This window comes from Pseudomonas sp. (assembly GCF_030696055.1).
GTDB lineage: Bacteria > Pseudomonadota > Gammaproteobacteria > Pseudomonadales > Pseudomonadaceae > Aquipseudomonas.
Genome location: NZ_JAUYNP010000289.1, coordinates 19,016 through 42,126 on the forward strand (window position 1 = coordinate 19,016; position 23,111 = coordinate 42,126).

A 23,111-nucleotide genomic window follows, 5' to 3' on the forward strand; every position below is an offset into this window, starting at 1 on the left:
TCGCGCAGAGGTTGCCATGCCTGGACTCAGATGTGCTGTATCCCTGCTGGGGCTGCTGCTGGCGACTGCGCTGCATGCCGATCCCCTGGCACCGCAAAGCATTCGGGTGATCCCCAAGAGCTATATCAGCCCAGGTGCCAGCGGCAGTATCGGCAGTTCGCAGCAGGTCGAGCGTTACGACCTGTATGGCGGCCAGCGACTGCCGGGAGATGGCCTGCGCCAGGATCAAAGCCACTACGGCAGCCAGTCGGTGGAGAGCCGCGGGGCTATTCGGCAGAGCATCGAATACCCAGGCGGCCTCAGGGTGGAGCAATGGCAGGGCACTGAGTCCTATGAGCGCAGGCCTTAAGAGCCTGTTTACGATCTGCTGCGCGTCGGCCCTGCTGCGTTAAAAACAGGCTCGGAATGCTCATTTACAACTCGTAAACTCCGCTTCCTCGCCTGTTTTTGCCTTGCATGGCTCTAGCTCGCGAGATCGTAAACAGGCTCTAAGCGCCTACCCCGGCGCTAGCGGCGCCAGAATCGCTATTTCAGCAGGTCCCATGGTCCTGGCAGCAGGCCGGCAAACCTCGCGCCTTATCAGGCCGTTGAAAAACTACCTGCGTTGGCAATACTGCGTTAAAACCGGCCTCAAAATGCTCATTTACAACATGTAAACTCCGCTTTTTCGGCCGTTTTTGCCTTGTCTTGCCTGCCTCGCCTACGTTTTTCAACGGCCTGTTATCCGTTCTTTTTGCCCCACAACTGTTCCAGGCGATTGTCGCGGCCGCAGCCGTTGCGGTAGTAGGCGTAACGCAGCGGGTTACGCTGGTGGTAGTTCTGGTGGTAATCCTCGGCCGGGTAAAAGCGGGTGGCGGGGAGGATTTCCGTGACCACTGGCGCAGGCAGCTTGCCGGAGGCTTGCAGGGCGGCCTTGGAGGCTTCGGCCAGGGCTTGCTCCTCGGCATTGGCGTAGAAGATCGCACTGCGGTATTGCGAGCCGTGATCGCAGAACTGGGCGTTGGGCGTTACCGGGTCGATGGTCGGCCAGAAGGCTTCCAGCAGCTTGGCGTAGCTGGTCTTGCTGGGATCGAAACGCACCTGCACCGCTTCGACATGGCCGCTGTTGCCCGCCGACACCTGCTCGTAGCTGGGGTTGTCGAGATGTCCGGCGATATAGCCGGAGGTGGTTTCCAGCACGCCCGGCATCTTGTCGAAATCGGACTCGGTGCACCAGAAGCAGCCTCCGGCAAACACGGCAACGCCGACATTGGCTGGCGTGCCAGTGCTGCTGGTTTGGCTGGCGGGCGGTGGTGCTGGCGCGGCGCCGCTGGGTCCGCAGGCCGCCAGCAGGCTGGTCAGCAGCAGGGTGGTGGCATTCAACAAAGGCTGACGCCAGGCTGAGGTGAGAGTGTTCATGCCGTTTAGCTCCGCAGTTCGGGCAAGGCTTCGCCCGTGGGGATAAAGCGCAAGGCCACGCCGTTATTGCACCAGCGCTCGCCCCGGGGTTTGGGGCCGTCATCGAAGACATGGCCCTGATGCCCGCCGCAGCGTGCGCAGTGGTATTCGATGCGTGGGAAGAACAGGCTGAAGTCGCGCCGCTGCCCCATATGGCCGGCAATCGGCTGGGTAAAGCTCGGCCAGCCGGTGCCACTGTCGTATTTGTGCTGGCTGTCGAACAGCGGCAGGTAGCAGGCGGCGCAGACATAGGTGCCGGTGCGTTTTTCTGTATTCAGTGGGCTGCTGCCGGGGCGTTCGGTGTCTTCCTCGAACAGCACCGCATAGGCTTGCGGCGAGAGCAGTTCGCGCCAGGCGCTGTGGGGTTTGTCCAGGGCTTGCACGGTGCTGGCGCTGGAGTCCGCCAGGCCACGCGGTGCATGGCCGAGCCAGGGCAGGGTGGGCAGCAGGGCCAGCCCCTTGAGTAAGGAACGTCTGTTCATGGCAGTTCTCTTCGCGGTGATCTGCTCAATAGACTGAGGCGCGCCCGCGTTGTTACAAGCCTGCCGAGGATCAGTGGCCTTTTCAGTTGCGAGAGCGTGCGCGGTTTAGCCGACCGACAGTGGGTTTTGCGCCTTCTGCGCATCGTCATCATCGATGATGATGCAATTGCGCCCGGCGCTTTTGGCGCGGTACAGGCGCTGGTCGGCGCGTTTCAGCATGGCCTCCCAGTGTTCCGCGTTGCGCAGTATGGCCCCGCCTATCGACATGGTCACGGCGCCGCCGGGGCCGTGCAGGTGCTCGGCGATCTGCTTCTGCAAATGTTGCGCGGCAGCCTGCAGGCCGGCTTTTTCGGTGTTGGGCAGGAGCAGGAGAAACTCCTCGCCGCCGAAGCGGAACAGCCGATCTTCCTGGCGTGAGGCGCGCTTGATCAGCTCGACGAAGTCCACCAGCACCTGGTCGCCGGCCTGATGACCATAGCTGTCGTTGATCTGCTTGAAGTGATCCAGGTCCATCACCAGCACGCCATAGCTGTTGCCGTGACGGCGGCGAATGGAGGCGGCGATGCGCAGTTCCTCGTTCATCGCCCGGCGGTTGCGCGCGCCGGTCAGCGGGTCCTGGATGGCCAGTTGCTGCAGGCGCTCGCGCTGGCTGCGGGTGCGGTAGGCGAAGATAAAGGTCAGGGTGCTGGCCATCATGCCGGTGACCAGGAAGGACAGCATCTGGTAGTTGCTTTCAAACACGGTGCCAGGCACCAGCCGTGCGTAGCCGACCAGCGTGGCCAGGACCAGGGTGGTGGCCAGCAGGGCTTTGCCGGGTGGCACCATAAAGAAGTTGAAGAGGATCAGCGGGTAGATCCAGAACAGTCCATTCACCCCGAGATTGATGGCGATCAGGGTGGAGCCGACCGAGAAGACGGCGGCCAGGTAGACGCCGGGTTTGACCGTATCGCCGGTACGCCAGGCATAGAGCACGGCAAACAGGGTCGACAGGACTATGGTGGTATCGGCTGCGCCCACCAGATAGTTGCCCGTGGCCAGGCGGTAGACGGCATAGGGGGAGATCCCCAGGACGCCGAACAGGCCCATCAGGGTAATGATGGAAAGCTGGAAGTCGTTACGCAGACGCCTGAGCAGCCGCGATATACGCATGTCTAGGGCCATTCTTGTGGTTGTTATGGGGCAAGCATGCAGAGCTTTACCCGGGTATGGCAACAGTAAAATCGAGCAATGTGCCAGTATCTGCGGCTATCTGCCGAGCGCTGGGCGGTTTTTCAGGCATATCCTCGGCTGGGCGCACCAGCGCCAGCAGGCTCTTAGTGCGTTGGTAGCGCGCCAGGCGCTCGGCCAGTTGTGCCGGCAAGCTAGTGCAGGGGCTAAAGCCCAGGCGTTGATAAAAATCACTCAACTGTGGATGACAGAATAGCCAGGTTGGTGCATTGGCGCCGGTCAACGCCCGCTCGATCAGTTGCCGCGCCACACCCTGGCGGCGCTGGGCCGGGGCCACCAATAGGCTGGTCAACCAGTGTCCTTCGGCAACCGGGCGCAAGCACAGGGCGGCGACTATCTCGCCTCGCTGGGCGACCCACAGTTGGTCTGCCTGACTGGCGCGCATGGGGCTGCGTTGGGCTCGGTAGAACCTGTCCGCGAGGGGTTTGAGAGGGGCGGGCAGGGCGCGCAGTTGTAGTTCGGGCATGGGCGTTGGACGGGTGCGTGGTCCAGGTCTGCGCAGGCCGTTAGCCTGCGTAGACCTGGATCGGATCAGCTGTGGCTGCCAAGCAGGCCTTTGTCGACATGCTTAGCTTTTTTCGCCGAACGCTTTTCTTGGGCGCTTTTCAGCGGCTTTTTCTTGTCTTGCTTCTTGGAATCCATACCTTTGCTCATGATCTTCACCTCGGTCTAGTTAGCGCTTGAGTGATGCGGTGATAGTTGCGTTTTTTTGCATCGTCACCTCCGCCGTGGCATGAGTCGGGCTCATGTGCAGTCTACGCCCATGGCTTGAGAATAGCAGGGGCGCTTCAGTCAGAGGCCCAGACGCTGGTTGCGGACTGTTCGACTGGTTAACAGTTCCTCGGCAATCTCAGACGCGGCCGGTGACAGCGCGCGGCGCTGGTCGCATCATGGCCGCTATTGCCCAGCGGCAACGCAATCAGGGAACCCATTGAGAACGCGCCCTAGATGAGTTTGAACGACGAACCACTGATATATGCCGGGCAAAGCGTCACCGGCCAAGTGCGTGGGCATAACGAAGATGCGTTGTTGTGTTGCCCCGAATTGAATCTGTGGGCCATAGCCGACGGCATGGGCGGGCATCAGTGCGGCGAAGTGGCCAGCGCGCTGGCCCTGCAAAGCCTGCATGAGGCCTGCGCCGCCGGTGTCGAACTGGTCGAGGCGGTGCATGTCGCCAACCGCGCGGTGCTGGCCGTCGCAGCGAGCCCAGGCGAGGGCCGTGGCATGGGCACCACCTTGGTGGCGGCGCAGTTCAACGCGGCCGATTTTGTCATCGCCTGGGTCGGCGACAGTCGCGCCTATCGCATCAGTGCCGAGCATATCGAGCGCCTGACCCGCGACCACAGTTGGGTGCAAGCCATGATCGATGCCGGCCAGCTGAGTGCGGAAGCCGCGCGCAGCCATCCGCAGCGCAACGTCATACTGCAGTGCCTGGGCCGCGACGATCAGCAGCTGGACGTGGGGGTGTTGCACGGTAGCCTGGGCGCCCATGAGTTGCTGCTGTTGTGCAGCGATGGCCTGACGGGCGAGCTTCGGGATGAGCAGATCCAGCAACTGTGTAGCAACGCCCATACTCTCGATGAACTGGTGGCCGAGCTGATTGCCCAGGCCAACCGAATGGGCGGCAAGGACAATATCTCCTGTATCGTGCTCGGCCGTGGCGTCGCCCCGCCCAGCGTCGAACCCAGGCCGCGCGGCTTTCTCAGCCGCCTGTTCAACCCCCGCAAACCCTAATCACTAGATGTGCGCTGACTGCCATGACTGAATCCTTGATCGAGATACCCGGCTACCAGGTGCACGGCCGCCTGGGCAAAGGCGGTATGGCCGAGGTGTACCTGGCCACCCAGGAATCGCTGCACCGCAAGGTGGCGGTCAAGGTGCTGCTGAGCGCCGACGACCAGGCCTTCAGCCAGCGCTTTATCAAGGAAGGCCATATAGTCGCCTCCCTGCATCATCCCTCGATCATCACCATTTATGACATCGACCAGCTGGCCGATGGCCGTTATTACCTGGCCATGGAATTCGTGCCCGGCGGTGACCTGGCGCAGCGCAAGGGCGAGGTGTTCGAGCCGCAGCGCGCCCTGCGCATCGTCCGGCAGATCGCCAGCGGCCTAGCGGTGGTGCATGACAAGGGCCTGGTGCACCGCGATATCAAGCCGGCGAATATCCTCTTTCGCGCGGACGGCACCGCGGTGATCACCGACTTTGGCGTGGCCAAGGCAATGGAGCTGGACCACGACCTCACCCAGTTCGGCATCGCCGTCGGCAGCCCGGCCTACAGCAGCCCGGAGCAGGCGCAGTGCCAGCCCCTGGATGCGCGCACCGACATATACAGCCTGGGGGTGATCCTGCTGGAGATGCTCAGCGGCGCGAATCCCTTCCGCGGCGCCAGCTACCCGCAAACCGTGATGAACCATGTGCAGATGGACGTGCCGATTCTGCCGGCGCATTTGCAGAACTATCAGTGGCTGCTCGAACGCATGCTGGCCAAGGACCCTGACGAGCGTTTTGCCGACTGCAAGGTGCTGCTGGCCAGCCTGGATGAACTCAATGCGCAGGACCTGGACAACACCCGCATCGCCCCGGCGTTGCAGCTGGGCAAACCCCGGGCGGCCAAGCCCAGGCCGCTCTGGTTATGGCTCGTGCTTGGCATGCTGCTGCTCGGCGGCGTCGCAGGCGGGGGCTATTACGCTTACCAGCAGCTGCAGATCAACAACCTGCTGGCCCAGGCCGAGCAGCGCCTGGGCGAGGGCCAGTTGCTCGAGCCGGTGCAGGACAACGCCGACTACCTGTTCCGCCAGGCGCTGTTGCTCGACCCGGACAACGCCCAGGCCCTGGACGGCCTGAGCCGGGTATTGCAGGCGCGCATCGGCCGCTACCTGGCGCAGGCCGAGCAGCGTCTGCAGGAGGAGAAACTGCTGTTGCCCGAGGACGACAGCGCGACCTTCTATTTCCGCCAGGTGCTGGCCTGGGAACCGGAGAATCTACTGGCTTTGGCCGGGCTCAAGCACATCGCCCAGCGCTTTATCGAGCACAGCGAGCAGGCCTACAAGCGCCGCGAGTTTACCCGGGCGCTGGAGGCGATCCAGCAGGGCCTGGAAGTCGAACCGGGCAATGCGCAGCTGTTGAAAATGGCCGCCGATCACGCGCGGCGGGTGCGCGCGGCGCAGACCCCGAGAAGCGTCGCCAAGCCCCGTAGCGCCACGCCGCGCAGTGCGCCGTCGGCACAGCAGAAGCCGGCGACGCAGAACCCGATCAAGCGTCTGTGGAACAATATTTTCAATAATTAAGCCGCGCCCTGCAGGCTGTGTAAAAACGTAGCGAGCGAAGGTTAGGCAAGGCAAAAACAGGCGAAAAAGCGCAGTTTACGAGCTGTAAATGAGCATTTTGAGCCTGTTTTTAACGCCGCATAACCGAGCGCAGTAGTTTTCACACAACCTGCCTGGTCGGCTGCTAGTCTTTGCGCCACTGCTTCGAGGTACGAGTCGAATATGCTCAGGATTCACTTCAGCGACAATCGTCAGGCGCCGATCTGGCTGGTCGACGAACGCTTCACCATCGGCCAGGACAGCCGCAACAGCCTGGTGCTGACGGACGCCGGCATCGGTCCCTTTCATGCGGAAATCCGCCAGGACCACGGCTTCTACTACCTCACCGATTTCTCCGGCACGGCCGGCACCTTCGTCAACGATGAACGCATCGGCGCGCGCTTCCAGATCCGCGCCGGCGACCGCGTGCGCCTGGGCGCGGTCGAGTTGCTGTTCGTCGATCCGGCCAAGAGCCAGGTCAAGGTCGAGAATGCCGCGCGCTGGTTCCTCCAGGTGATCCAGGGCGAGCATGAGGGCAAGAAATTCCATATCAACGGCTCCATGACCTTCGGTCGCTCGGTCAAGTGCGAGCTGTGTTTCAGCGACCAGGAACTGTCGCGCCGCCACTGCGAGTTTTTCCTCAAGGACGATGTGCTGGAAGTCAAAGACCTGGCCTCGGCCAACGGTATTTTGGTCAACCAGCAGAAAGTCGCCACGGCCGTGCTGCAACCGGGCGATCAATTGAAGATGGGCTCGGTGACCCTGCTGGTGATCGGGCCCAAGGTCGAAGTCGCGCAAACTGAGGACGAAGACGCCACGCTGTTTATGCGCGCCATCGACCTGCCCAAGCCGCTCAAGCCAGCGGCCGTGAGCAGCTCGGCGGCCAGTACGGCCAATCCGCTGCGCAGCGCCGCCAAGGCCAACCCGCTGCTCACTCCCGCGCCTGGCGCCGCGCCGCCAGCGCGGCCGAGCAAGTGGCTGCTGCTGGGCTTGGCTGTGCTGTTGCTGTTGACCGCCACAGCCGTGGCGGTGGCCACGCTGTTCTGACTATGCGCCGTCAGCCCGTTTTGCACCTGGCTGGCGGCGCTTCGTCTTACAGCACTCGATAGACCTGGCCGTTCTGCGCGCCCTCCACACTCTTGGCGTAGGCCAGCGCCACGCTGGCCGCCGGCACCGGCTTGAAGCCGCGGAAGTAGGGGCCGAAGCTCGCCACGGATTCCTCCAGCAGGGTCGGGCTGATCGCATTGACGCGCATGCCGCGCGGCATCTCGATGGCCGCGCCCCGCACGAAGCCGTCGAGGGCGGCGTTGACCATGCTGGCCGAACTGCCGTAGCGGATCGGGTCGTCGCTGAGCACGCCCGAGGTCAGGGTGAAGGAGGCTCCGTCATTGGCGTACTCGCGCCCGATCAACAGCAGGTTGACCTGGCCCATCAGCTTATCGTTCAGGCCAATCGCGTAGTGCTCCGCGCTCATCTCGGCCAGGGCGCCGAAGTGCAGGTTGCCGGCGGCGCTGACCAGCGCATCGAAGGCGCCGGTTTGCTTGAACAAGGCGCGGATCGAGGCGCTGTCGCGGATATCCACGTGCAAATCGCCGCTGCTGCGGCCGATGCGCACAACCTCATGGCGCTGGCTGAGTTCCTGGTCGATGGCCCTGCCTATGGTGCCGCTGGCGCCTACTAAGAGAATTTTCATCTGTTGGTTCCTCTGGGGTGGGTTGTTGTGGGGCCAGTCTAAAGCGATGATTCAAGTTGATAAGCGTGCTAATTGGAAAGCTTTGGTTTTCATGGGGAAACAATAATGAGCGAGATGGATGACCTGTCGGCCTTCGCCATCCTGATCGAGGCCGGCAGCTTCACCCTGGCAGCGGATCGTCTGGGCTGCAGCAAGGGCCAGTTATCCAAGCGCATTCGCCTGCTCGAAGAGCGCCTGGGCATCAGCCTGCTGCACCGCACCACGCGCCGCCTGAGCTTGACCGCCGCCGGCGCGGTGTTGCTGCCTGAGGCCCAGGCGCTGCAAGCGCAGGCCGAGCGCGCGCGGCAGAGCGTGCTGCGCCTGCAGGAGACGGCGGCCGGTTTGGTGCGCCTGACGGTGCCGGTCTCCCTGGGGGAAACCTTTTTCGAGCCCTTGCTGCTGGAGTTCGCCCGCCGCTACCCGCAGGTGCGCCTGGAGCTGGAGTTGAATAACGGCCGGCGCGATCTGGTGCGCGATGGCTTCGACCTGGCGATCCGCTCCACCGTCGAGAGCGATGAGCGCCTGGTGGCCAAACCGCTATTCGCCATGCAGGAGCTGACCTGCGCCAGCCCGGCTTACCTGGCGCAGCATGGCGAGCCCGGGCTGCCGGCCGAGTTGGCTGCGCACAGCTGCTTGATCAACAGCCACTACAGCGATCCCGAGGAGTGGCTGTACCACCGTCAGCATGCGCTCAGCCGGGTCAGGGTCGCCGGGCCCTTGGCCTGCAACCAGTACGGCCTGCTGAAAAAGGCGGCGTTGGCGGGAGCCGGCATCGCCCGGCTGCCGTCCTATATGCTGCATGAGGAGTTGGGCGACGGTCGTTTGCGCTGGCTGTTGCGCGACTACCAGACACGCAGCACCCCGGTGTTTCTGGTGCACCCCTACCAAGGCGGGCTGCCCAAGCGCACCCAGGTACTGGCGGATTTCCTCCTGGCCTGGTTCGAGCGCAGCCGTCAGCTGCTGGCCGGGTTGGCTGCTTGACTCTCGGGCTTGCCCTCAGCGCGCCTGCAGCGGGCTGCGCAGGCTAGTTAAGCGTCCTCAGCGTCTATTGCTACAAGGTCTCGGCCTGCTCTCGGCCCTTGAGCAGGCTGCGCTGGGCGGTAATCTCCGGCAGGTCCTGGCGGCGCATATACAGGCGCAAGGGTTCACTGATATTCAGGCGCTCATCGATATTCTGCGCGAACAGCAGTTGCAGGCGGCTACGCTCAAGCCGCATCAAGTCGCCATCGAAGGCCTGCCAGACGAACTCGCAGCTGGGGATGATGCTCTGCTGCGGCACGTCGAGGCCAAAGGCGTCTTCGGAAAAACGCAGAATATATTGCGAGGTCTTGCGGTTGTAACCGACGAAACCCTGCAGCCGGTCGGCGGCCGCGCAGATGCTGGCGGAGGTAATGCTCATAGAGACCTCATGGATGACGACGGGGGCTGAGCCCGTGGAACTGGTCGTCACAGGCTAAGGCCCGGCGCGCGGGGCATCTTGCTCAGGATCAATCAATCGGTGGGCAGTTACAGCGGGTTGGCGGTCTCGCTGGCGTAGGGAAATATCTGGCGGTACTGCGGCGGCAATCCGTCCTGCGCCTGTAGCGCCTCGATGGCCCGGTCCAGCTCGTCGCGCAGCTGCTGGGCGCGCGGCGATTCCAGGGAGTAGGCGATGGTGAAGTCCTGCTGCAGCAGGGTGACATGCGGCAGCGGTGGCAGATGGCTGGCCTTGAATGCAGTTTCGGCCGGGTCCTGGTAATCGAGCAGGTAGTCGGCGCGCTGCAACTGCATCATTTGCACCGCCGCCAGGTGGGTGGGGGCGGTTATCTGCACTATGCCGTTGCCCGGGTCCTGGGCCAGGGCCGCCAGCGGCGAGCCGGGGTAGACCAGGCCCTGGATGTGCAGCAGGCGGATATTGCGCAACTGCTCCAACTGCGCCGGTGGCGGCCGATCCTTGTAGTACAGATTGAGCAGCACCCGGGCGACCAAATAGCGGCTGCGCACCGTGTACTGCGACATCACCGGATGGCGGACCAGCGAAGGGCTCATCTCGATCAGGCCGGTTTCCATCGACTTGAACAGGCGATAGCTGGGGTAGGCGGTAAATTGCGTCTGATAGCCGGCTCGTTGCGCCGCCAGGCGGAAGAACTCGAGCAAGTGCCCGGCCGGCTGGCCCTGCGCATCGGTGTAGGAGTAGGGCGGAAACTCGATATAGCCCACGCGGATAGGCGCCTGCTGGGCGGCTGGAGCGGCCTGCAGCAGCGGCACCTGAGTACAGTAGAGGGTGGCGACGAGCAGGCCGGTAAGCAGCTTAGGCAGCATGGGTGATCCGAATTCTTGTTATAGGTGCCTGGGTAGCTTACCCGTTAGCGGCTTAGCTGACCTGCGGCAGGCGCTCGGCGGCTGCTCAGTGCTTGGGGCTGATGCGTTCGAGCAGTGAGTGGCGTGCGTTGATCTGCTCAATCACTCGATTGAACCTGGGCAGCTTGGCGAGCAGCGCGGATTTCTTGGAAATGCCGAAGTGCAGTTGGGTTTCCATCAAGGCTTTGGCGTGGCAGCGCAGCTCCTGCTTGGCCTGCGGGTACTTGGTTAGAAAGGCGGGCAGCGTGCTCTCGAAGAACACCGCGACATCCACTCGCCCAGCCATCAGCCTGATCAGGCTCTGTTCGTCCGATACGCTGTCCTCGACGCTCTTGGCGTGGCGGAAAATGGCCGCGCGCCGCCCGCTATAGGTGTAGCCACGGGTGATGCCGACCTTGTATCGCGCCAGATCCTCCAGGCGGCTCCAGCTAAAGCCGGCACTGCGCTGGTTGGAGTAGCAGAAGAGGGTGCGCTGGTTCAGTACCGCATCGGAAAACACCATATAGCTATCCCGATCGGGGCTGCGGGCGACCAGCATCAGCAAGTCGATTGAGCCCTTATCCAGCTCCTTGAGTGCGCGAACAAAGGGCAGGTTGATGTAATGCCCTTGGATACCCATCTGCTGCATGGCTTCGTTGAGCAAGTCCACGGCCGCACCGCCGGGCAGCCCTCCCTCTGGCGTGGCGATCATCCAGGGGGGCCAGTCTTCGAAGGCAATCTTGATGGTCAGCGGCTCCTGCGCCGCGCCATCCTGAGTCAGCACCATCAGCAGCGCGCAGAGCAGGTAGCGGACGGAATGGGTTTTCACGCAGATATCTTCGTGGCCACAGGGTATGTAGGGAGATGCTGGGGTTAAAGGTTAGTTGACGGTGGGGCCATGCTTGGCGTTGGCCGTGATCGCCGCCAGGCGCTTGGCTGCCGCGCAGGGGGGCGCAGCGGGCGGTCAGCTGGGGCTGCGCGGCTGTGAGGCTATTGCCGTGCGGGTTGTCCGGGATCAGTCCTTCTTCGGCGTGGCGAAGGCGCTGATCTTGCCGAAGGGCGAGCTCTGCATGCCGACTGGCACCGCCATCAGCGGCGAGTTGTTCACCCACACGTCGTCTATCACTATGGTTTCGCCGAGGTTGTCGTTGTCCGCCGCCACCAGCAGGTAGTAGGTGCCATCTTCCGGGGCTTCGCCATCCCAGCTCAGGCTGATCTGGCCGACCACGGCTGAGGCGCGCGAGGGCTTGTGGGCGATCACCGTGCCGTAGGCATCGAGCAGCAGCGCGCGGGGCTTGAGCGCCAGCTTGTTGAAGCTTATGCAGGGTTTATTGCATAGCGAGTCGACGTTGAGGGTGTAGCGTTCGCCCTTTTTCAGTTCCAGGGAAAACACCCGGTAATTGGAAATCGAGCTGCCGAAGTCCAGGCGCGGTTCGTCGGCGCCGATCGGCCATTGCTCTGCCAGCAGCCCCGGGCTCAGCGGCAGGGGGATGGCCTGGGTGTTATGGATGGCCTCCAGGGTGCTCTTGGCCATCGGGCTGTTGCCGGCCTTGACCGACTCCTGGTAAAGCGCCTGCGGATCGCTGGCGCAGGCTGCGAGCAAGCAGCAGGCAGCCAGGGTGAGAAATTTGTGCACGGTAAAACTCCTGTGTGACAACGTCCTTGTGTCCACGCTGGGCGCTGGAGGCGCGGCGGGCGGCGATTCTACTCGTTTTGCTGACTGCAGGCTGTGATCAATGTCCTTTGCGCGCAACCCATAACCATTAAAGGGCCCCCGGGCGTTGGCCTGGGGGCTGCGGGCGCCGCCTGTTAGCCGGAGAGCCCGACGTAGACGTTCTGCACGTCATCGTGGGCGTCTATGGCTTCGAGGAAGGCTTCGACTTCTTCCAGTTGCGCGGCGCTCAGGTTGGTCACCGGGTTCTTCGGCCGATAGCCCAACTGCGCCGAGTTCACGGTAAAGCCTTGTTCGGGCAGGGCGCGGCAGACGGCGTCGAGGTCGGTGAGTTCGCTGATAAACAGGGTGTTGCCTTCATCGGCCGGCTCGAAGTCCTGGGCGCCGGCTTCGATCGCCGCCAGTTCCGGGTCGGCGCCGCTGTCCGAGGAGGCTTCGATCAGGCCGACATGGTCGAAGTCCCAGGTCACCGAGCCGGATGCGCCCAGTTGACCCTTGCGGAACAGCACGCGGATTTCGGCCACGGTGCGGTTGATGTTATCGGTCAGGCACTCGACTATCACCGGCACCTGATGGGGCGCGAAGCCTTCATAGGTGGTGCGCTCGAAGTGCACGGTTTCGCCGGTCAGGCCCGCGCCCTTCTTGATCGCGCGCTCCAGGGTTTCCTTGGGCATCGAGGCTTTCTTCGCCTGGTGCACGGCCAAACGCAACTTGGGGTTCATGTCCGGATCGGCGCCGTTACGGGCGGCGATCATGATTTCCTTGACCAGCCGGCCGAAAATCTTGCCTCTGGCGTTGGCGGCGGCTTCTTTAGGTTTGGCTTTCCACTGGGCGCCCATGGGTCATCTCGTCGTTGCAGGTTAATAGATGGGTGATCAAGGTTGCGATTCTAGCCCTTCGAGGCGCCTGCGGCACCTGCAGCGCCGAGCAGGCGGCTAATTGAGTGGGAATTTCCGGAGCAAGGCCCGCTGTATGGCCGATTTGTCCGGCCACTGTATAGGCCGCTAAGCGCCGTGGACGGCTTTAATCTAGGCACGTCTGTCGCTGAGGGGGCCGCCATGTCGCCCAAGGATTTAGTGCTGGCCCTGGTGGTGATCATCGTCTGGGGCCTGAACTTCGTGGTGATCAAGGTCGGCCTGCACGACATGCCGCCGATGCTGCTGGGAGCGCTGCGCTTTATCCTGGCGGCCTTTCCGGCGGTTCTGTTTATCCGGCGCCCACAGATACCGCTGCGCTGGTTGCTGGCCTACGGGCTGAGCATCTCGCTGGGGCAGTTCGCCTTTCTCTTCTCCGCCATGGCGCTGGGCATGCCGGCTGGCCTGGCCTCGCTGGTGCTGCAAGCCCAGGCGTTCTTCACCCTGGGCTTCGCCGTGCTGTTGCTCGGTGAGCGCCTGCAGTTGGCCAACCTGTTCGGCTTGTTGGTGGCGGCGGCGGGCTTGTCGCTGATCGGCCTGCAGGGCGGGCACAGCATGACCCTGGGTGGTTTCGTCCTGACCCTCTGCGCGGCGGCCATGTGGGCGCAGGGCAATATAGTCACGCGCAAGCTCGGCAAGGTTAACCTGGTTGGCCTGGTGGTATGGGGCAGCCTGATCCCGCCGTTGCCCTTTCTCGGCTTGTCCTGGCTGCTGGACGGGCCGCAGGTGATGGCCAGCGCGCTGCGTGGCATTAACCTGGATTCGATACTGGTGCTGCTCTACCTGGCGTTCGGCGCCACTCTGCTGGGCTATGGCCTGTGGAGTCGGCTGCTGTCGCGCTACCCGGCCAGCCAGGTGGCACCCTTCTCGTTGCTGGTGCCGGTGGTGGGGCTGAGCTCTGCGGCACTGCTGCTGGACGAGCAGCTGAGTCGCTGGCAACTGCTCGGTGCGCTGCTGGTAATGCTGGGCTTGTTGCTGAATGTCGGTGGCGGCTGGTTATACGGCCTCCTGCGCTTGCGCCTGGTCCGATAGGCTAGAACTTAGAATCTGTTCACGGTCTCGCGAGCTAGAGCCGGGCAAGGCAAAAGTGGTTGAGGGAGCGGAGTTTACGAGCTGTAAATGAGCATCCCGAGGCCAGTTTTAACGCAGTCCGGCCGACGCGCAGCAGATCGTGGACAGGTTCTTAGCGCTTGCCCATGGAGCGTCGGGTGCCATTGGGCGCCGGACCGATCTTCTTCTCGTGGGCGGATTTATTGCCCTTCTGGTGCCAGGGTTGGTCGTCCTGCTGGCCTGAGGCCGTCTTGGCCGCGGAAAACAGCGAGGCAAAGCCCGCCTTTTTGGCCGCGGTCGGCTCGCTGGCGACAGCGTTGCCGGGTTCAAGGTCGGCAGCCTGAGCGGTGGGGGAGGTGTCAGGCGATTGCGTGCTGGTCATGGTGGGTCCGCGGCGGCCGAGAGAATAAAGTGGGGCGCGAGTATAGCGGGATATTGGGCCGCGCCACCTCCGTTGATCGTACTCCGGCGCTTGTCGCGGCAAGTGGCGCTTTGGCGTAGTTGCGACCACGCTTAGCGCTAACTTTATCCGCAAGGTTTATCGCTATGGGCGTTGAACAGGGCCGCGGCTGGCGAGTAATGCGCAGCCGCTGCTATGTGTGGCTGCTGGCCGCCGTGCTGCTGCCTGCCCTGGCCGCTGAGCGACCCATCATCACCCTGACCACGGGCGAGACCCACGACCAGACCACCCTGGTGGTCGACCACATCATGACCCAGGCCTATGCGCGGCTTGGCTATCGCCTGCAGGTGGTGCGCCTGCCATGGCGTCGTGGTTTGGCCCAGGCCAATGCTGGCGCCTATGACGGCGAGCTGTTTCGCGTGATGGCCGTCGCCGCGGAGTTCCCCAACCTCGAACCGGTGCCCACCCCGGTCGGTGCGGTGGAGTTTTATGCTTTTGCCCAGCAGCCGCTGCCGTTGGCTGGCTGGTCGTCTTTGGCGCCCTACCGCCTGGGCGGGGAAATGGGCGTCAAACACGTCGAGTACCACACCCGGGGCATGCAGATCAGCTTTACCGCCAAGGCCGAGCAACTGTTTCTGATGCTCGAGGCCGGGCGTATCGAGGTGGCGATTCTGGAGAAGAATTCGGCGCGCCTGGCGCTGCGCGAACTGGCCGCGCGCGGCGCACTGCCGGCTGGATTGCATGCCCTCGGGCTGATCGATCAGGTGCCGCTGCATACCTTCCTGCATCACAAGCATGCCGCCCTGCTGCCCAAGGTCGACCAGGCCCTGCGCGAGCTCGCTGCCCAGGGCCTGATCCGCCGCGCCTGGGATGAGTCGAATGCCGATACGGCGCCGGCTATGCCTTAGCCCCGTGGCTCTGCTGCGCTGTGGTACGTTGCCCTGAGGCGTTTGCTGGCGCCCCGCATCCATGCCGGTTTCGAGGCCGGCGGCTTTGCTGCAGAATGGGCAATAGGAGGGGCCAAGGTTGCCTGTAGCTCTGGGCTGCCAAGACCCCTATAGCTTCGCTTGGCGGGTGTGGAGGCAAGGGCACGGCGTGGATAATTCCCTCACATTCAACCAGCAGGTGGCCCTGCTGGAGAAAAAACGTGCGGTGCTGCTCGGCCTGATTCGCCTGACCGAGGCCTTGGATCAGCTGCGTATCGCGCTGCAAGGCGTACTGCAGTTGGGCACCGGCGGCCATATCCAGCTGTCGTTGGCCGATATGCGCTCGTTCGAGAAAATTCGTAAACGGGTAGCCGGCCTCAGCGTTGCCGAGATGCAAAACGGTATCCAGCACCTCGACCAGCGGGTGCACCATGGCCTGGCGGAAATCAGCCAGCTGGCCTTGCAGCTGGTGGACGATGCCCATGCCTCTTTGCTCGATCTTGAGCAGATCAATCCTCATCTTCACGAATTCAATCGCCTCGCCCGTACCTCGATTGCCATGCGGGTACTGCTGGCGCGCCGCGGCCGTAGTTTGCCGCCGCTGCAGTTCGAGTTACCGCGCAACGAAATCGAGCAGCGCCTGGCCGGGGTCGAGCAGAAGGAGCAGAGCATCAGCCAGGCCCTGGTGCGGCATATCGGCGGCATGCGCAACGACCTGGCGCTGATACTCGGCAATCCCGCCTGTGTCGAGAGCCAGCGGCAGTTTTATCGCGAAATGGACCAGGCCCTGGCCGCCGATCTGGCGCACATCGAGGCGGGGCGGAGCCTGAGCGACTTGCCCATGCCGATCGAGTCTATCGAGGTCGCCGGGGATCAGCCGGGCGCCACTGCTGCACCGGCTACAGCTGCACCCGCCGCAGCCGAACCTGCAGCCGCCAGCGAAGCGGCTCCGCGGGCGCCGGCATCCGTCTTGCCCGCCAGCGCCAGCCCGTTGGCGGTAGCGCATGCGGATACGCCGCCCGCCGCTGCACCCGGTTTTATCGGCCGGCTTAAGACCTGGCTCAACAGCCCCTGGGACGTGGGCTGGAAGGAGGTGTCGAAAACCCCGGTGGACAAAGCCAAGGGGCCGGCGGATAAACAGTAAAAAGGCGGGCCGATCGCAATCAGCCCGCCTTTTTCGTTAAAGCGTTCATGCAGCTTTGGACAGAATCAGTCCTGGCGGCTGGTGACTTCCAGCAGGTGGTAACCGAACTGGGTTTTCACCGGGCCTTGCACCACGTTGAGCGGGGCGCTGAACACCACGCTGTCGAATTCCTTGACCATCTGGCCCGGGCCGAAGGAGCCGAGGTCGCCACCGCTGCGGCTGGATGGGCAGGTGGAGTTGTCTTTGGCGACTTGGGCGAAGTCGGCGCCGCCTTCGATAGCGGCTTTCAGTTCGTTGCACTTGGCTTCAGTGGCAACCAGGAGGTGACGGGCAGTGGCGCGGGCCATGGGGATTACTCCTTTCAAAGAAGCGCTAAAGCCTACCGTAATCGACCGGCGAGTCAAACGCCGGCTGGCTATGGCGGGGTTGCACGGCTTACTCGGCACTGGTCTTCAACTCGACCAACAGCGCCGCCTGCCCGGCCCGGGGCGCGATGCGCAGGCGGTAGGGCTGGCTCGCGGCAGCCGGGTTGTACCAGCGCGCTTCATAGTGGTTGCCGCCCAGCCAACGCACGGCCAGATCGAAGCCCTGGTCGTCCTCACGGCGCCCCTCGCGAACGAGCGGCTGCCAGGCGCCGTGCTGGAGGGTTTCAACCTGCAACAGCGGCTGGTCGAAGGCCATGGCGGCGCTGGGCTGGTCTTGCCAGCGCACACGCCAGTAGGGCTCTTCTTCCGTATTGATCAGTTGGGGCTGCTGCAACAGCTGGCGTGTTGGCTCCTGTGGCGCCGACGCGGGCCAGAAGTTGCCGCTGTCGAGGTCGAAATCACGGCTGGCGGGTAACTCGGCGAAGTTGCCGCGCTCGAGCATCTCGCCGAGCAGCCGGCCGCTGTGCTGCGCCAGAAACGGCGCGGTCTGCGGGCCATAGAGGGTATGCCCACCTTCGTAATACTGCAGCGCGTATTCGCCCGGCGTGGTGACGCAGCCGGTGTAGCCGTTGGCCACGCTGCTGACCACCACCGGCGCCGCTGGCCGCCCGGCTTGGGCGAGGCGTTGCTGCATCTGCTCGGCGATCAGCTGGCCGCTCATCACCGTCACTTCAAACGGCAGCATGGCCCAGTAGCTGTTGTCTATCTGCAGGGTCTGGATCAGCAGGCGATGGGGAAACTCCTCAGTCGGCGCAATCAGCGGCTGCAGCCAGTGGGTGCCGAGCCAGTGCTTGGCGCCCTGGCAGTCATCGGCGAACCAGATTTTCGGCTGCCCCGGATGGATAAAGGGCAGCCGCCAGATCAGCGGGGAATGGTGCTCTATGGGGCCTGCGGCCAGTGCGGCACCTATGCCCGGCTGACACAGGCTGGCGCTGCCGATGCTCGGCTGCTGCAGCACATCCACCTCGCGCAGGGCGCTGTGCAGCTCGACCCGTTCATGCAATTGGCCATCCAGCTGGCGGAACAGGGCAAAGGCCTGGGCGCCGATATTGCTGCCGACGCGCCGGGCCTGGACATAACTGAGGTGCTCGAACTTGACGTTGGGCGCCACATCGCCGTGGGTCGCCTCGAAGGCGCCGTGGATGGGTTTTTCGTGCAAGCCGTATTGCTGCTGCACGCGCCAGGCCAGCTCATTGGCGATATAGGCCCAGACATCGGCGTGGTAGAAGGCGGTGTCCGAGCCGATGCCGGTGCCGTGGATGGAGAAGCTGGAAAACACCCCCCGCGGCCGGTACTGGCCATCGTCATCCTGCAGATCGATGCGCACCAGGGTCAGGGTCGGGTTGATGGCCTGGAACACCCGCGCCGGGCTGGCGTCCTTGTCGGTCACTTCGGGGTTGTTCAGGTAGGGTTCCAGCGCGCGGTTGCGTGTCTGTCCCCAGATATCGCTCTGTCCCACCGCCAGCTTGGCCGGGCGCAGCTGGCCGCGGGCTTGCAGAATCGCGCCTTCGATGCGCTGGGCGAGAAAGTTGAACCAACGCTGATCGAAGCCGGCAGCATTGCTGGCGCGCTGGTTGTAGAAGTCGTTGCCGAAGTACTGCCCCGGCGCGGCATGGGTGTGGTTGGCGGCCAGCACCAGGTTCTGCGGCGCTATCTCGCTGACTGCCGCCAGCCGCTGGCTGAGGGCCGCATGGAGAATCTCCGAGCCGGCCAGCAAGTCGCTCTGCACCAGCACCAAGGGTTCGCCGCCCTTGGGGCGCAGGTAGAACACCCGCGCTTTCAGCCGTGTGCGAAAGCCATCGCCATAGGCCGACCAGATGGCAAACCCGTCCTTGGGCAAGCCCGGCGGCGGGGTGATATCCACCTCCACCGCGGCGCCGAGCAACGCAGCGCTCTGCTCGGCAGCGGGCTGTGGGGCGGCGTTGGCGAACTCATAGTGCAGCTCGGGCGACTGACAGGCCGTCAGCAGCACGGTGCACAGGGCAAGCAGGGCGAGGCGCATGGCAATGGACTCCCATTTCGTAGGGAGCGCCATCCTAGCGTTAAATTGGCACGTCAGTACAAGGTTGATCCGGCCAGATTGTCGCCGAGAATGGCCAGGGCGTTCGGCGCGGCGCACCTGCCTGGCGCGCCCCTCAGCCGGCGGTTGTTACCGCGCGGAGTCGGGCTGCGTCACAGGACGACTTCAGCAGGGCATGCAAATACGCGGGCGGCAGGTTAAGGTCTGCGGCCGAACGCCGCACCGATCTGCAGCCGTATGCCCAGCGCTTCGTTCAACCCATTTCGCGAGCCAGCGCCACCAGCGCGATGCCGCCGCCCTTACCTTGAGCATTTGCAACAGGAGCCCGCTACATGCCCGTGCGTCACTTGCGACCGCTACTGCGAATTGCTGCCCACAGCTGCCGCTGGCCCCCAGGCGCGCTGCGCACAATGCTTAGCCTCTTGCTGGGCCTGGCACTGAGCAGCGTTGCCCAGGCCGAGGGGCCAGCCTTGCGTGCCTGCAGCCTGCCATTGCCCCCGCAAACCATGCAGGATGTGCAGGGCAGGCCCGATGGCTACGCGGTGAAGATCCTCCAGGCGGTGGCGACGCGTCTGCACTGGCGGCTGCGCATCGACTATATGCCCTGGATGCGCGTGGTCGCCGACGCCCAGCAGGGCAAGTGCGACCTGATGCTCACCGTGCTGCGTCGCGACGACTATGAAAGCTATATGGTCTTCCCGCAGACGCCGATCCTCGATCAGACCAATGTGCTGGTGGTGCGGCGTGACCAGGGCATCGCCTATAACGGCGACCTGGAAGCCTTTATGCGCCAACACTCGATTGGCCTGTACCGCGACAAGGCGGTGGATAACGACTTCGAACGCCTGCGCCGCGCCGCTTGGGCGCGGGTCGACCTGGCCAACACCCCGGTGCAGAACATCGAGAAGCTGCTCGCCGGGCGCTTCGATGCGGCCATCGAAAATGACCTCACCGCCGTTTACACCCTGCGCGGCCTGGGCCGGTTGCAGGAGGCGCAGCTGCTGCGCCCGGCGCTCAACGTGACCCCGGCCTATGTCACCTTTCCCCATGCGGGCAAGGCGACCGACAAGGTGGCGGCATTCGACGCGGCCTTGCGCGCCTTCAAACGCACCGCCGAATTTCGTCGGCTGAAAGCCACCTACCTCGGCCAGTAAGCCGCGGCTCTGCGCCTGGTGCAGCAGGGCTTGAGGGCCGCGCAGCCATGGTCTGCAGGCTGGCGCTCGGCCTATGGCGCTGTACGCCAGGTGCTTCAGGGCGTCCAGCATTTCTGCCTGAGACCAGCGTTTTAGGGCTTGCCTAAGGGGGGGATAGGTGGCGTAGGCTGGTGTCGTCGCCGTGGGAGGCGACGCTATTCGCGAACAGTTGAAGAAGGAAAGCTTTATGCAAATCCAAGTTCACAGCGATAACCACATCGAAGGCAGTGCACGCCTGGCTGAATGGGTGAGTGCCAGTGTTGCCAGCAAGCTGGAACGCTTCGACGAGGAGGTGACCCGGATCGTCGTCCACCTCAATGACGAAAATGGCCAGAAGGCCGGCGCCCAGGACAAGCGCTGCCAGATCGAAGCGCGGCCCAAAGGGCTGCAACCTATTTCCGTAACCCACAAGGCCGAGTCGCTGGAGCAGGCCATCGAAGGCGCCATCGAGAAACTCAGCCACGCCCTGAGTCACCAGTTCGGCAAACTGCGTAGCAAACGCGCCACGCCGTTGCCGGCTAACGAGGCCATGGACATGCCAGGGCAGGATGCCTTGCTGCACGCCGACTTCCTCGCCGAGCAACAACTGCGCGCGGTATAAACCCATACCCCTCGGCAGCAGGCCCTGTCTTGCTTGCCCATCACCTCCATTCTTTGCGCCCCTTCAGCCTGCCTGTGGGGGCGCAGTCGTATTCTCCCTAACGTTCTGAGCTTAGGCTTTGCCTGTGGGCGCCCTGACCGCGAGGTGAAATCTTGGCCAGACCGGCACCCGATGCGGGCAGGACTTCAGCCGCGCAGTAGGTTATCGAGCAGCTTGATAAAGTTGCGTTTGGCTTTGTAGCGCTGATGCAACCTGAGCAGTTCGGCGGCGAAGGCACTGTCGAGCTGCTGAGCGCGCATCAGTTCACCCATTCGCCGGATCAGGTTGATGGCTCTTTGATAGGCCTGATTGTTGGTCTGTTGGATAATCGGCTCCAGCATTCGCCGGTACAGGCCGATGGCGTCGATCGGGCGTGGACTTTCCAGCCTGAGAGCCAATTGCTGCAGCAACGCCTCTGGGCAGTCCCCCTGTTGGCTGACCAGCCAGGCCGCCTCGAAATCCTCCTCCCAGAGGGCAATCTCCAGGCGCAACGAGCGCGCGTTGGCCAGTAACAGCGAGCGGTCGCCGGGCACGCTAGCCAGCCGCGCCAGTGCTCGCAGGCGTTGTTCGGGCGCGCAGTGCAGGCGTTGCGCCAGGCCTAGTAGCTTCTGGTAGCTGCTCAGCGAGGGGGCTTCGTCGAACTGCAGCCAGGTCAGCTGCAAGGCCTGTTCAGTACGACCGCAGTGCAGGTATTGCTGCGCCAGGAAGTCGCGCAAGCGGTTGTCGGTTCTATGGGGGAAGGCCGCCAGACCTTGCTCGGCCCAGTGCAGCGCCATGTCTGTAGCGCCGGCCTCTTGGTAGAGTTCGGCGATGTTCAAATAGCGGTAGGCCGCCGACAGGTCGCGGGCCTTGATGGCGACCAGGGCTTCTAGATCGCCGCTGAGCTTGGCCAGGGTGGCCATGATGCGGGTGATGCATGAGCGTTTACTGTCGAGATTCGAGCGCTGATCTTTAGCGGTTAGCCTCGGCAGCTGGCTCCATTCGGCCAGGGCCAAGGTCTGGAAATGCTGCAGGCCGGTGTTGCCGAGCACGTTCCGGTAGTGCAGGGCAGAATCGTAAAAGCTGTCGAAGCTTGCGTTCATTTCCAGGTCAAACAAGCGTTCGGCGAGCGCTATAGGGTCGGGTTTGGCCAGGGCGCAGGCCTGCAGATGAAGCTGATTCAGGCGATCCAGCACTTCCCCCAGCTCCCCGCTGGAGTCGTCGATCTGTTGTAACGCGTACTCGACGCGGGGGATGGCATATTCGCTCAGCTCGATAAGCAGCGCCGCGCGCTCGGGGGTCAGCAACTGTTCGAGGGCATCGGCCAGTTCACCCAGGTCGGCGGCGAAGCTTGAAGCTTGTCGCCAATCGAGAAAGTCCTCGACCTCGGTCGCCTCGTCGATGGCCTGGTACCAGGCCTCGGCGTTGTCGGTTGGGTCGTCGCTGCGTTTACCGAGGTCGAGCTTGAGCCGTAGGCTGCGCTGGAGCGCGTCGTCGCGCATCGCGATGTCGAACAGCAGGTCCGCCAATACGGACTGGGGTTGCTGGTTCAGCCAGGTACGAAGTTCCTGGTCGGGATCTATCGCGGCCTCTGCTCGCTCCGGCTCCAGCGCATCGAGCCAGGCCAGACCGACGGCTACCACATGCTTGCAGAGGTTGCCCTGAATGGCATGGGGGCAGGTGCAGCTGAAGTCGAACTGCTCCCCCAGGCCGCGCAACTCGACCTGATAGCGGGTGCTGCCCCGTACTTGCGCCCGGGCGCTGTCTGCACGGATGTCCAGGTTGCTGACCAAGCCCTCGGCAAAGTACTGGAGGCCGCGTTCGGCGGTAATCGGGCCGGCACGGCTGATCAGGTCGTCGAGGGTCGGAGCGGCGGGAGAGGGCATATTGGCGATGATCCTTGTGCGGGCCATGGTCTAGGAGACTGTCCGAGAATAGCAATTGGCTGCAAATTGTAGGTTGGCGCTGAGGAACGAAGCCCAACAAGGTCAGCATGTTGGGCTTCGCGGAGCTCAGCCCAACCTACAAAAATCCGCATTCTCGGACAGCCTCCTAGGACGGTGGACCTATATTAAGCGAGCTTGTCGCCGCACGAGAGAGCAGTACTGGCGCACGCCCCCCTCGCGCAATGCTCAGGCGTGGCCGACACGGCTAGCAAGGGCCGACCTGTCCCCGCGCGGGGGCAACGGATTAACCTTCCCTTGGGGCATTGTCTAAAATTGGCTATGAGGGAATGACGCTAT

Annotated in this window: 25 protein-coding genes; 10 read left to right on the forward strand and 15 right to left on the reverse strand. The window is 63.6% G+C overall.

The window, feature by feature from the left end; translation table 11 throughout:
* The first annotated feature begins 16 nt into the window (after positions 1-16).
* Positions 17-349 carry a hypothetical protein gene (locus Q8Q83_RS17215; protein WP_305625349.1) on the forward strand — a complete coding sequence of 111 codons (333 nt, stop codon included), beginning with the start codon at positions 17-19 and terminating at the stop codon, positions 347-349.
* Between the two features lie 371 nt (positions 350-720).
* On the opposite strand, the gene msrA is transcribed toward Q8Q83_RS17215, so the two are convergent.
* From msrA to Q8Q83_RS17240, 5 genes are all read right to left on the reverse strand, one after another.
* Positions 721-1,398 carry a peptide-methionine (S)-S-oxide reductase MsrA gene (gene msrA, locus Q8Q83_RS17220; protein WP_305625350.1) on the reverse strand — a complete coding sequence of 226 codons (678 nt, stop codon included), beginning with the start codon at positions 1,396-1,398 and terminating at the stop codon, positions 721-723.
* A 5-nt stretch (positions 1,399-1,403) separates the two neighbouring features.
* On the reverse strand, positions 1,404-1,919 hold the full coding sequence (gene msrB / locus Q8Q83_RS17225) for a peptide-methionine (R)-S-oxide reductase MsrB (protein WP_305625351.1): 516 nt from the start codon (positions 1,917-1,919) through the stop codon (positions 1,404-1,406).
* Positions 1,920-2,024: 105 nt separating this feature from the next.
* Positions 2,025-3,068 carry a diguanylate cyclase gene (locus Q8Q83_RS17230; protein ID WP_305625352.1) on the reverse strand — a complete coding sequence of 348 codons (1,044 nt, stop codon included), beginning with the start codon at positions 3,066-3,068 and terminating at the stop codon, positions 2,025-2,027.
* A gap of 46 nt (positions 3,069-3,114) precedes the next feature.
* Positions 3,115-3,531: a GNAT family N-acetyltransferase gene (locus Q8Q83_RS17235; RefSeq protein WP_371132430.1), complete on the reverse strand. Its 417-nt coding sequence runs from the start codon at positions 3,529-3,531 to the stop codon at positions 3,115-3,117.
* Between the two features lie 146 nt (positions 3,532-3,677).
* Positions 3,678-3,800, reverse strand: a complete 123-nt coding sequence (locus Q8Q83_RS17240) for a hypothetical protein (RefSeq protein WP_305625353.1) — start codon at positions 3,798-3,800, stop codon at positions 3,678-3,680.
* Between the two features lie 294 nt (positions 3,801-4,094).
* On the opposite strand from Q8Q83_RS17240, the gene Q8Q83_RS17245 reads away from it, so the two are divergent.
* The 3 genes from Q8Q83_RS17245 to Q8Q83_RS17255 all read left to right on the forward strand — a co-directional run bounded on the left by Q8Q83_RS17245 (position 4,095) and on the right by Q8Q83_RS17255 (position 7,501).
* Complete coding sequence (locus Q8Q83_RS17245) at positions 4,095-4,880, forward strand: PP2C family serine/threonine-protein phosphatase (protein WP_305625354.1); 786 nt, start codon at positions 4,095-4,097, stop codon at positions 4,878-4,880.
* 23 nt (positions 4,881-4,903) lie between these two features.
* Positions 4,904-6,436: a serine/threonine-protein kinase gene (locus Q8Q83_RS17250; RefSeq protein ID WP_305625355.1), complete on the forward strand. Its 1,533-nt coding sequence runs from the start codon at positions 4,904-4,906 to the stop codon at positions 6,434-6,436.
* A gap of 201 nt (positions 6,437-6,637) precedes the next feature.
* Positions 6,638-7,501 carry an FHA domain-containing protein gene (locus tag Q8Q83_RS17255; RefSeq protein WP_305625356.1) on the forward strand — a complete coding sequence of 288 codons (864 nt, stop codon included), beginning with the start codon at positions 6,638-6,640 and terminating at the stop codon, positions 7,499-7,501.
* Positions 7,502-7,547: 46 nt separating this feature from the next.
* Here the strand turns inward: Q8Q83_RS17255 and Q8Q83_RS17260 are convergent, their stop codons facing one another.
* Positions 7,548-8,147, reverse strand: a complete 600-nt coding sequence (locus Q8Q83_RS17260; RefSeq protein WP_305625357.1) for a short chain dehydrogenase — start codon at positions 8,145-8,147, stop codon at positions 7,548-7,550.
* Positions 8,148-8,252: 105 nt separating this feature from the next.
* Here Q8Q83_RS17260 and Q8Q83_RS17265 point away from each other — a divergent pair, with 105 nt between their 5' ends.
* Complete coding sequence (locus Q8Q83_RS17265; RefSeq protein WP_305625358.1) at positions 8,253-9,167, forward strand: LysR family transcriptional regulator; 915 nt, start codon at positions 8,253-8,255, stop codon at positions 9,165-9,167.
* Positions 9,168-9,237: 70 nt separating this feature from the next.
* Here Q8Q83_RS17265 and Q8Q83_RS17270 read toward each other — a convergent pair whose 3' ends face one another.
* The 5 genes from Q8Q83_RS17270 to Q8Q83_RS17290 form a co-directional block, all read right to left on the reverse strand.
* Positions 9,238-9,585, reverse strand: a complete 348-nt coding sequence (locus Q8Q83_RS17270; protein ID WP_305625359.1) for a DUF2025 family protein — start codon at positions 9,583-9,585, stop codon at positions 9,238-9,240.
* Between the two features lie 107 nt (positions 9,586-9,692).
* Complete coding sequence (locus Q8Q83_RS17275) at positions 9,693-10,487, reverse strand: ABC transporter substrate-binding protein (protein ID WP_305625360.1); 795 nt, start codon at positions 10,485-10,487, stop codon at positions 9,693-9,695.
* Between the two features lie 85 nt (positions 10,488-10,572).
* Positions 10,573-11,334, reverse strand: a complete 762-nt coding sequence (locus Q8Q83_RS17280) for an ABC transporter substrate-binding protein (protein ID WP_305625361.1) — start codon at positions 11,332-11,334, stop codon at positions 10,573-10,575.
* A 186-nt stretch (positions 11,335-11,520) separates the two neighbouring features.
* Positions 11,521-12,141 carry a hypothetical protein gene (locus tag Q8Q83_RS17285; protein ID WP_305625362.1) on the reverse strand — a complete coding sequence of 207 codons (621 nt, stop codon included), beginning with the start codon at positions 12,139-12,141 and terminating at the stop codon, positions 11,521-11,523.
* 173 nt (positions 12,142-12,314) lie between these two features.
* Positions 12,315-13,016, reverse strand: coding sequence for a YebC/PmpR family DNA-binding transcriptional regulator (locus Q8Q83_RS17290; protein WP_305625363.1), 702 nt, complete (start codon positions 13,014-13,016; stop codon positions 12,315-12,317).
* A gap of 219 nt (positions 13,017-13,235) precedes the next feature.
* On the opposite strand from Q8Q83_RS17290, the gene Q8Q83_RS17295 reads away from it, so the two are divergent.
* A complete protein-coding gene (locus Q8Q83_RS17295; RefSeq protein ID WP_305625364.1) occupies positions 13,236-14,123 on the forward strand; it encodes an EamA family transporter in 888 nt (295 codons plus the stop codon).
* Between the two features lie 151 nt (positions 14,124-14,274).
* On the opposite strand, the gene Q8Q83_RS17300 is transcribed toward Q8Q83_RS17295, so the two are convergent.
* Positions 14,275-14,523: a hypothetical protein gene (locus tag Q8Q83_RS17300; protein WP_305625365.1), complete on the reverse strand. Its 249-nt coding sequence runs from the start codon at positions 14,521-14,523 to the stop codon at positions 14,275-14,277.
* A 164-nt stretch (positions 14,524-14,687) separates the two neighbouring features.
* On the opposite strand from Q8Q83_RS17300, the gene Q8Q83_RS17305 reads away from it, so the two are divergent.
* On the forward strand, positions 14,688-15,449 hold the full coding sequence (locus Q8Q83_RS17305; RefSeq protein ID WP_305625366.1) for an ABC transporter substrate-binding protein: 762 nt from the start codon (positions 14,688-14,690) through the stop codon (positions 15,447-15,449).
* Between the two features lie 187 nt (positions 15,450-15,636).
* Positions 15,637-16,611, forward strand: a complete 975-nt coding sequence (locus Q8Q83_RS17310) for a hypothetical protein (RefSeq protein WP_305625367.1) — start codon at positions 15,637-15,639, stop codon at positions 16,609-16,611.
* A 65-nt stretch (positions 16,612-16,676) separates the two neighbouring features.
* Here the strand turns inward: Q8Q83_RS17310 and Q8Q83_RS17315 are convergent, their stop codons facing one another.
* Both Q8Q83_RS17315 and Q8Q83_RS17320 read right to left on the reverse strand, forming a co-directional pair.
* Positions 16,677-16,958, reverse strand: a complete 282-nt coding sequence (locus Q8Q83_RS17315) for a peptidylprolyl isomerase (protein WP_305625368.1) — start codon at positions 16,956-16,958, stop codon at positions 16,677-16,679.
* Between the two features lie 88 nt (positions 16,959-17,046).
* On the reverse strand, positions 17,047-19,038 hold the full coding sequence (locus tag Q8Q83_RS17320; RefSeq protein ID WP_305625369.1) for a neutral/alkaline non-lysosomal ceramidase N-terminal domain-containing protein: 1,992 nt from the start codon (positions 19,036-19,038) through the stop codon (positions 17,047-17,049).
* A gap of 428 nt (positions 19,039-19,466) precedes the next feature.
* Here Q8Q83_RS17320 and Q8Q83_RS17325 point away from each other — a divergent pair, with 428 nt between their 5' ends.
* Positions 19,467-20,210, forward strand: a complete 744-nt coding sequence (locus Q8Q83_RS17325; protein ID WP_305625370.1) for an ABC transporter substrate-binding protein — start codon at positions 19,467-19,469, stop codon at positions 20,208-20,210.
* A gap of 226 nt (positions 20,211-20,436) precedes the next feature.
* Entirely contained in the window at positions 20,437-20,850 is a 414-nt protein-coding gene (locus Q8Q83_RS17330; RefSeq protein ID WP_305625371.1) for an HPF/RaiA family ribosome-associated protein, read from the forward strand.
* Between the two features lie 185 nt (positions 20,851-21,035).
* Here Q8Q83_RS17330 and Q8Q83_RS17335 read toward each other — a convergent pair whose 3' ends face one another.
* Complete coding sequence (locus Q8Q83_RS17335; protein ID WP_305625372.1) at positions 21,036-22,754, reverse strand: SWIM zinc finger domain-containing protein; 1,719 nt, start codon at positions 22,752-22,754, stop codon at positions 21,036-21,038.
* Positions 22,755-23,111: the final 357 nt, after the last annotated feature.

Bases quoted from the DNA above. Each gene is read 5' to 3' on its own strand.
- Q8Q83_RS17215 (WP_305625349.1), top strand. From the start codon at position 17: ATGCCTGGACTCAGATGTGCTGTATCCCTGCTGGGGCTGCTGCTGGCG.
- msrA (WP_305625350.1), bottom strand. From the start codon at position 1,398: ATGAACACTCTCACCTCAGCCTGGCGTCAGCCTTTGTTGAATGCCACC.
- msrB (WP_305625351.1), bottom strand. From the start codon at position 1,919: ATGAACAGACGTTCCTTACTCAAGGGGCTGGCCCTGCTGCCCACCCTG.
- Q8Q83_RS17230 (WP_305625352.1), bottom strand. From the start codon at position 3,068: ATGCGTATATCGCGGCTGCTCAGGCGTCTGCGTAACGACTTCCAGCTT.
- Q8Q83_RS17235 (WP_371132430.1), bottom strand. From the start codon at position 3,531: ATGCGCGCCAGTCAGGCAGACCAACTGTGGGTCGCCCAGCGAGGCGAG.
- Q8Q83_RS17240 (WP_305625353.1), bottom strand. From the start codon at position 3,800: ATGAGCAAAGGTATGGATTCCAAGAAGCAAGACAAGAAAAAGCCGCTG.
- Q8Q83_RS17245 (WP_305625354.1), top strand. From the start codon at position 4,095: ATGAGTTTGAACGACGAACCACTGATATATGCCGGGCAAAGCGTCACC.
- Q8Q83_RS17250 (WP_305625355.1), top strand. From the start codon at position 4,904: ATGACTGAATCCTTGATCGAGATACCCGGCTACCAGGTGCACGGCCGC.
- Q8Q83_RS17255 (WP_305625356.1), top strand. From the start codon at position 6,638: ATGCTCAGGATTCACTTCAGCGACAATCGTCAGGCGCCGATCTGGCTG.
- Q8Q83_RS17260 (WP_305625357.1), bottom strand. From the start codon at position 8,147: ATGAAAATTCTCTTAGTAGGCGCCAGCGGCACCATAGGCAGGGCCATC.
- Q8Q83_RS17265 (WP_305625358.1), top strand. From the start codon at position 8,253: ATGAGCGAGATGGATGACCTGTCGGCCTTCGCCATCCTGATCGAGGCC.
- Q8Q83_RS17270 (WP_305625359.1), bottom strand. From the start codon at position 9,585: ATGAGCATTACCTCCGCCAGCATCTGCGCGGCCGCCGACCGGCTGCAG.
- Q8Q83_RS17275 (WP_305625360.1), bottom strand. From the start codon at position 10,487: ATGCTGCCTAAGCTGCTTACCGGCCTGCTCGTCGCCACCCTCTACTGT.
- Q8Q83_RS17290 (WP_305625363.1), bottom strand. From the start codon at position 13,016: ATGGGCGCCCAGTGGAAAGCCAAACCTAAAGAAGCCGCCGCCAACGCC.
- Q8Q83_RS17295 (WP_305625364.1), top strand. From the start codon at position 13,236: ATGTCGCCCAAGGATTTAGTGCTGGCCCTGGTGGTGATCATCGTCTGG.
- Q8Q83_RS17300 (WP_305625365.1), bottom strand. From the start codon at position 14,523: ATGACCAGCACGCAATCGCCTGACACCTCCCCCACCGCTCAGGCTGCC.
- Q8Q83_RS17305 (WP_305625366.1), top strand. From the start codon at position 14,688: ATGGGCGTTGAACAGGGCCGCGGCTGGCGAGTAATGCGCAGCCGCTGC.
- Q8Q83_RS17315 (WP_305625368.1), bottom strand. From the start codon at position 16,958: ATGGCCCGCGCCACTGCCCGTCACCTCCTGGTTGCCACTGAAGCCAAG.
- Q8Q83_RS17320 (WP_305625369.1), bottom strand. From the start codon at position 19,038: ATGCGCCTCGCCCTGCTTGCCCTGTGCACCGTGCTGCTGACGGCCTGT.
- Q8Q83_RS17325 (WP_305625370.1), top strand. From the start codon at position 19,467: ATGCTTAGCCTCTTGCTGGGCCTGGCACTGAGCAGCGTTGCCCAGGCC.
- Q8Q83_RS17330 (WP_305625371.1), top strand. From the start codon at position 20,437: ATGCAAATCCAAGTTCACAGCGATAACCACATCGAAGGCAGTGCACGC.
- Q8Q83_RS17335 (WP_305625372.1), bottom strand. From the start codon at position 22,754: ATGCCCTCTCCCGCCGCTCCGACCCTCGACGACCTGATCAGCCGTGCC.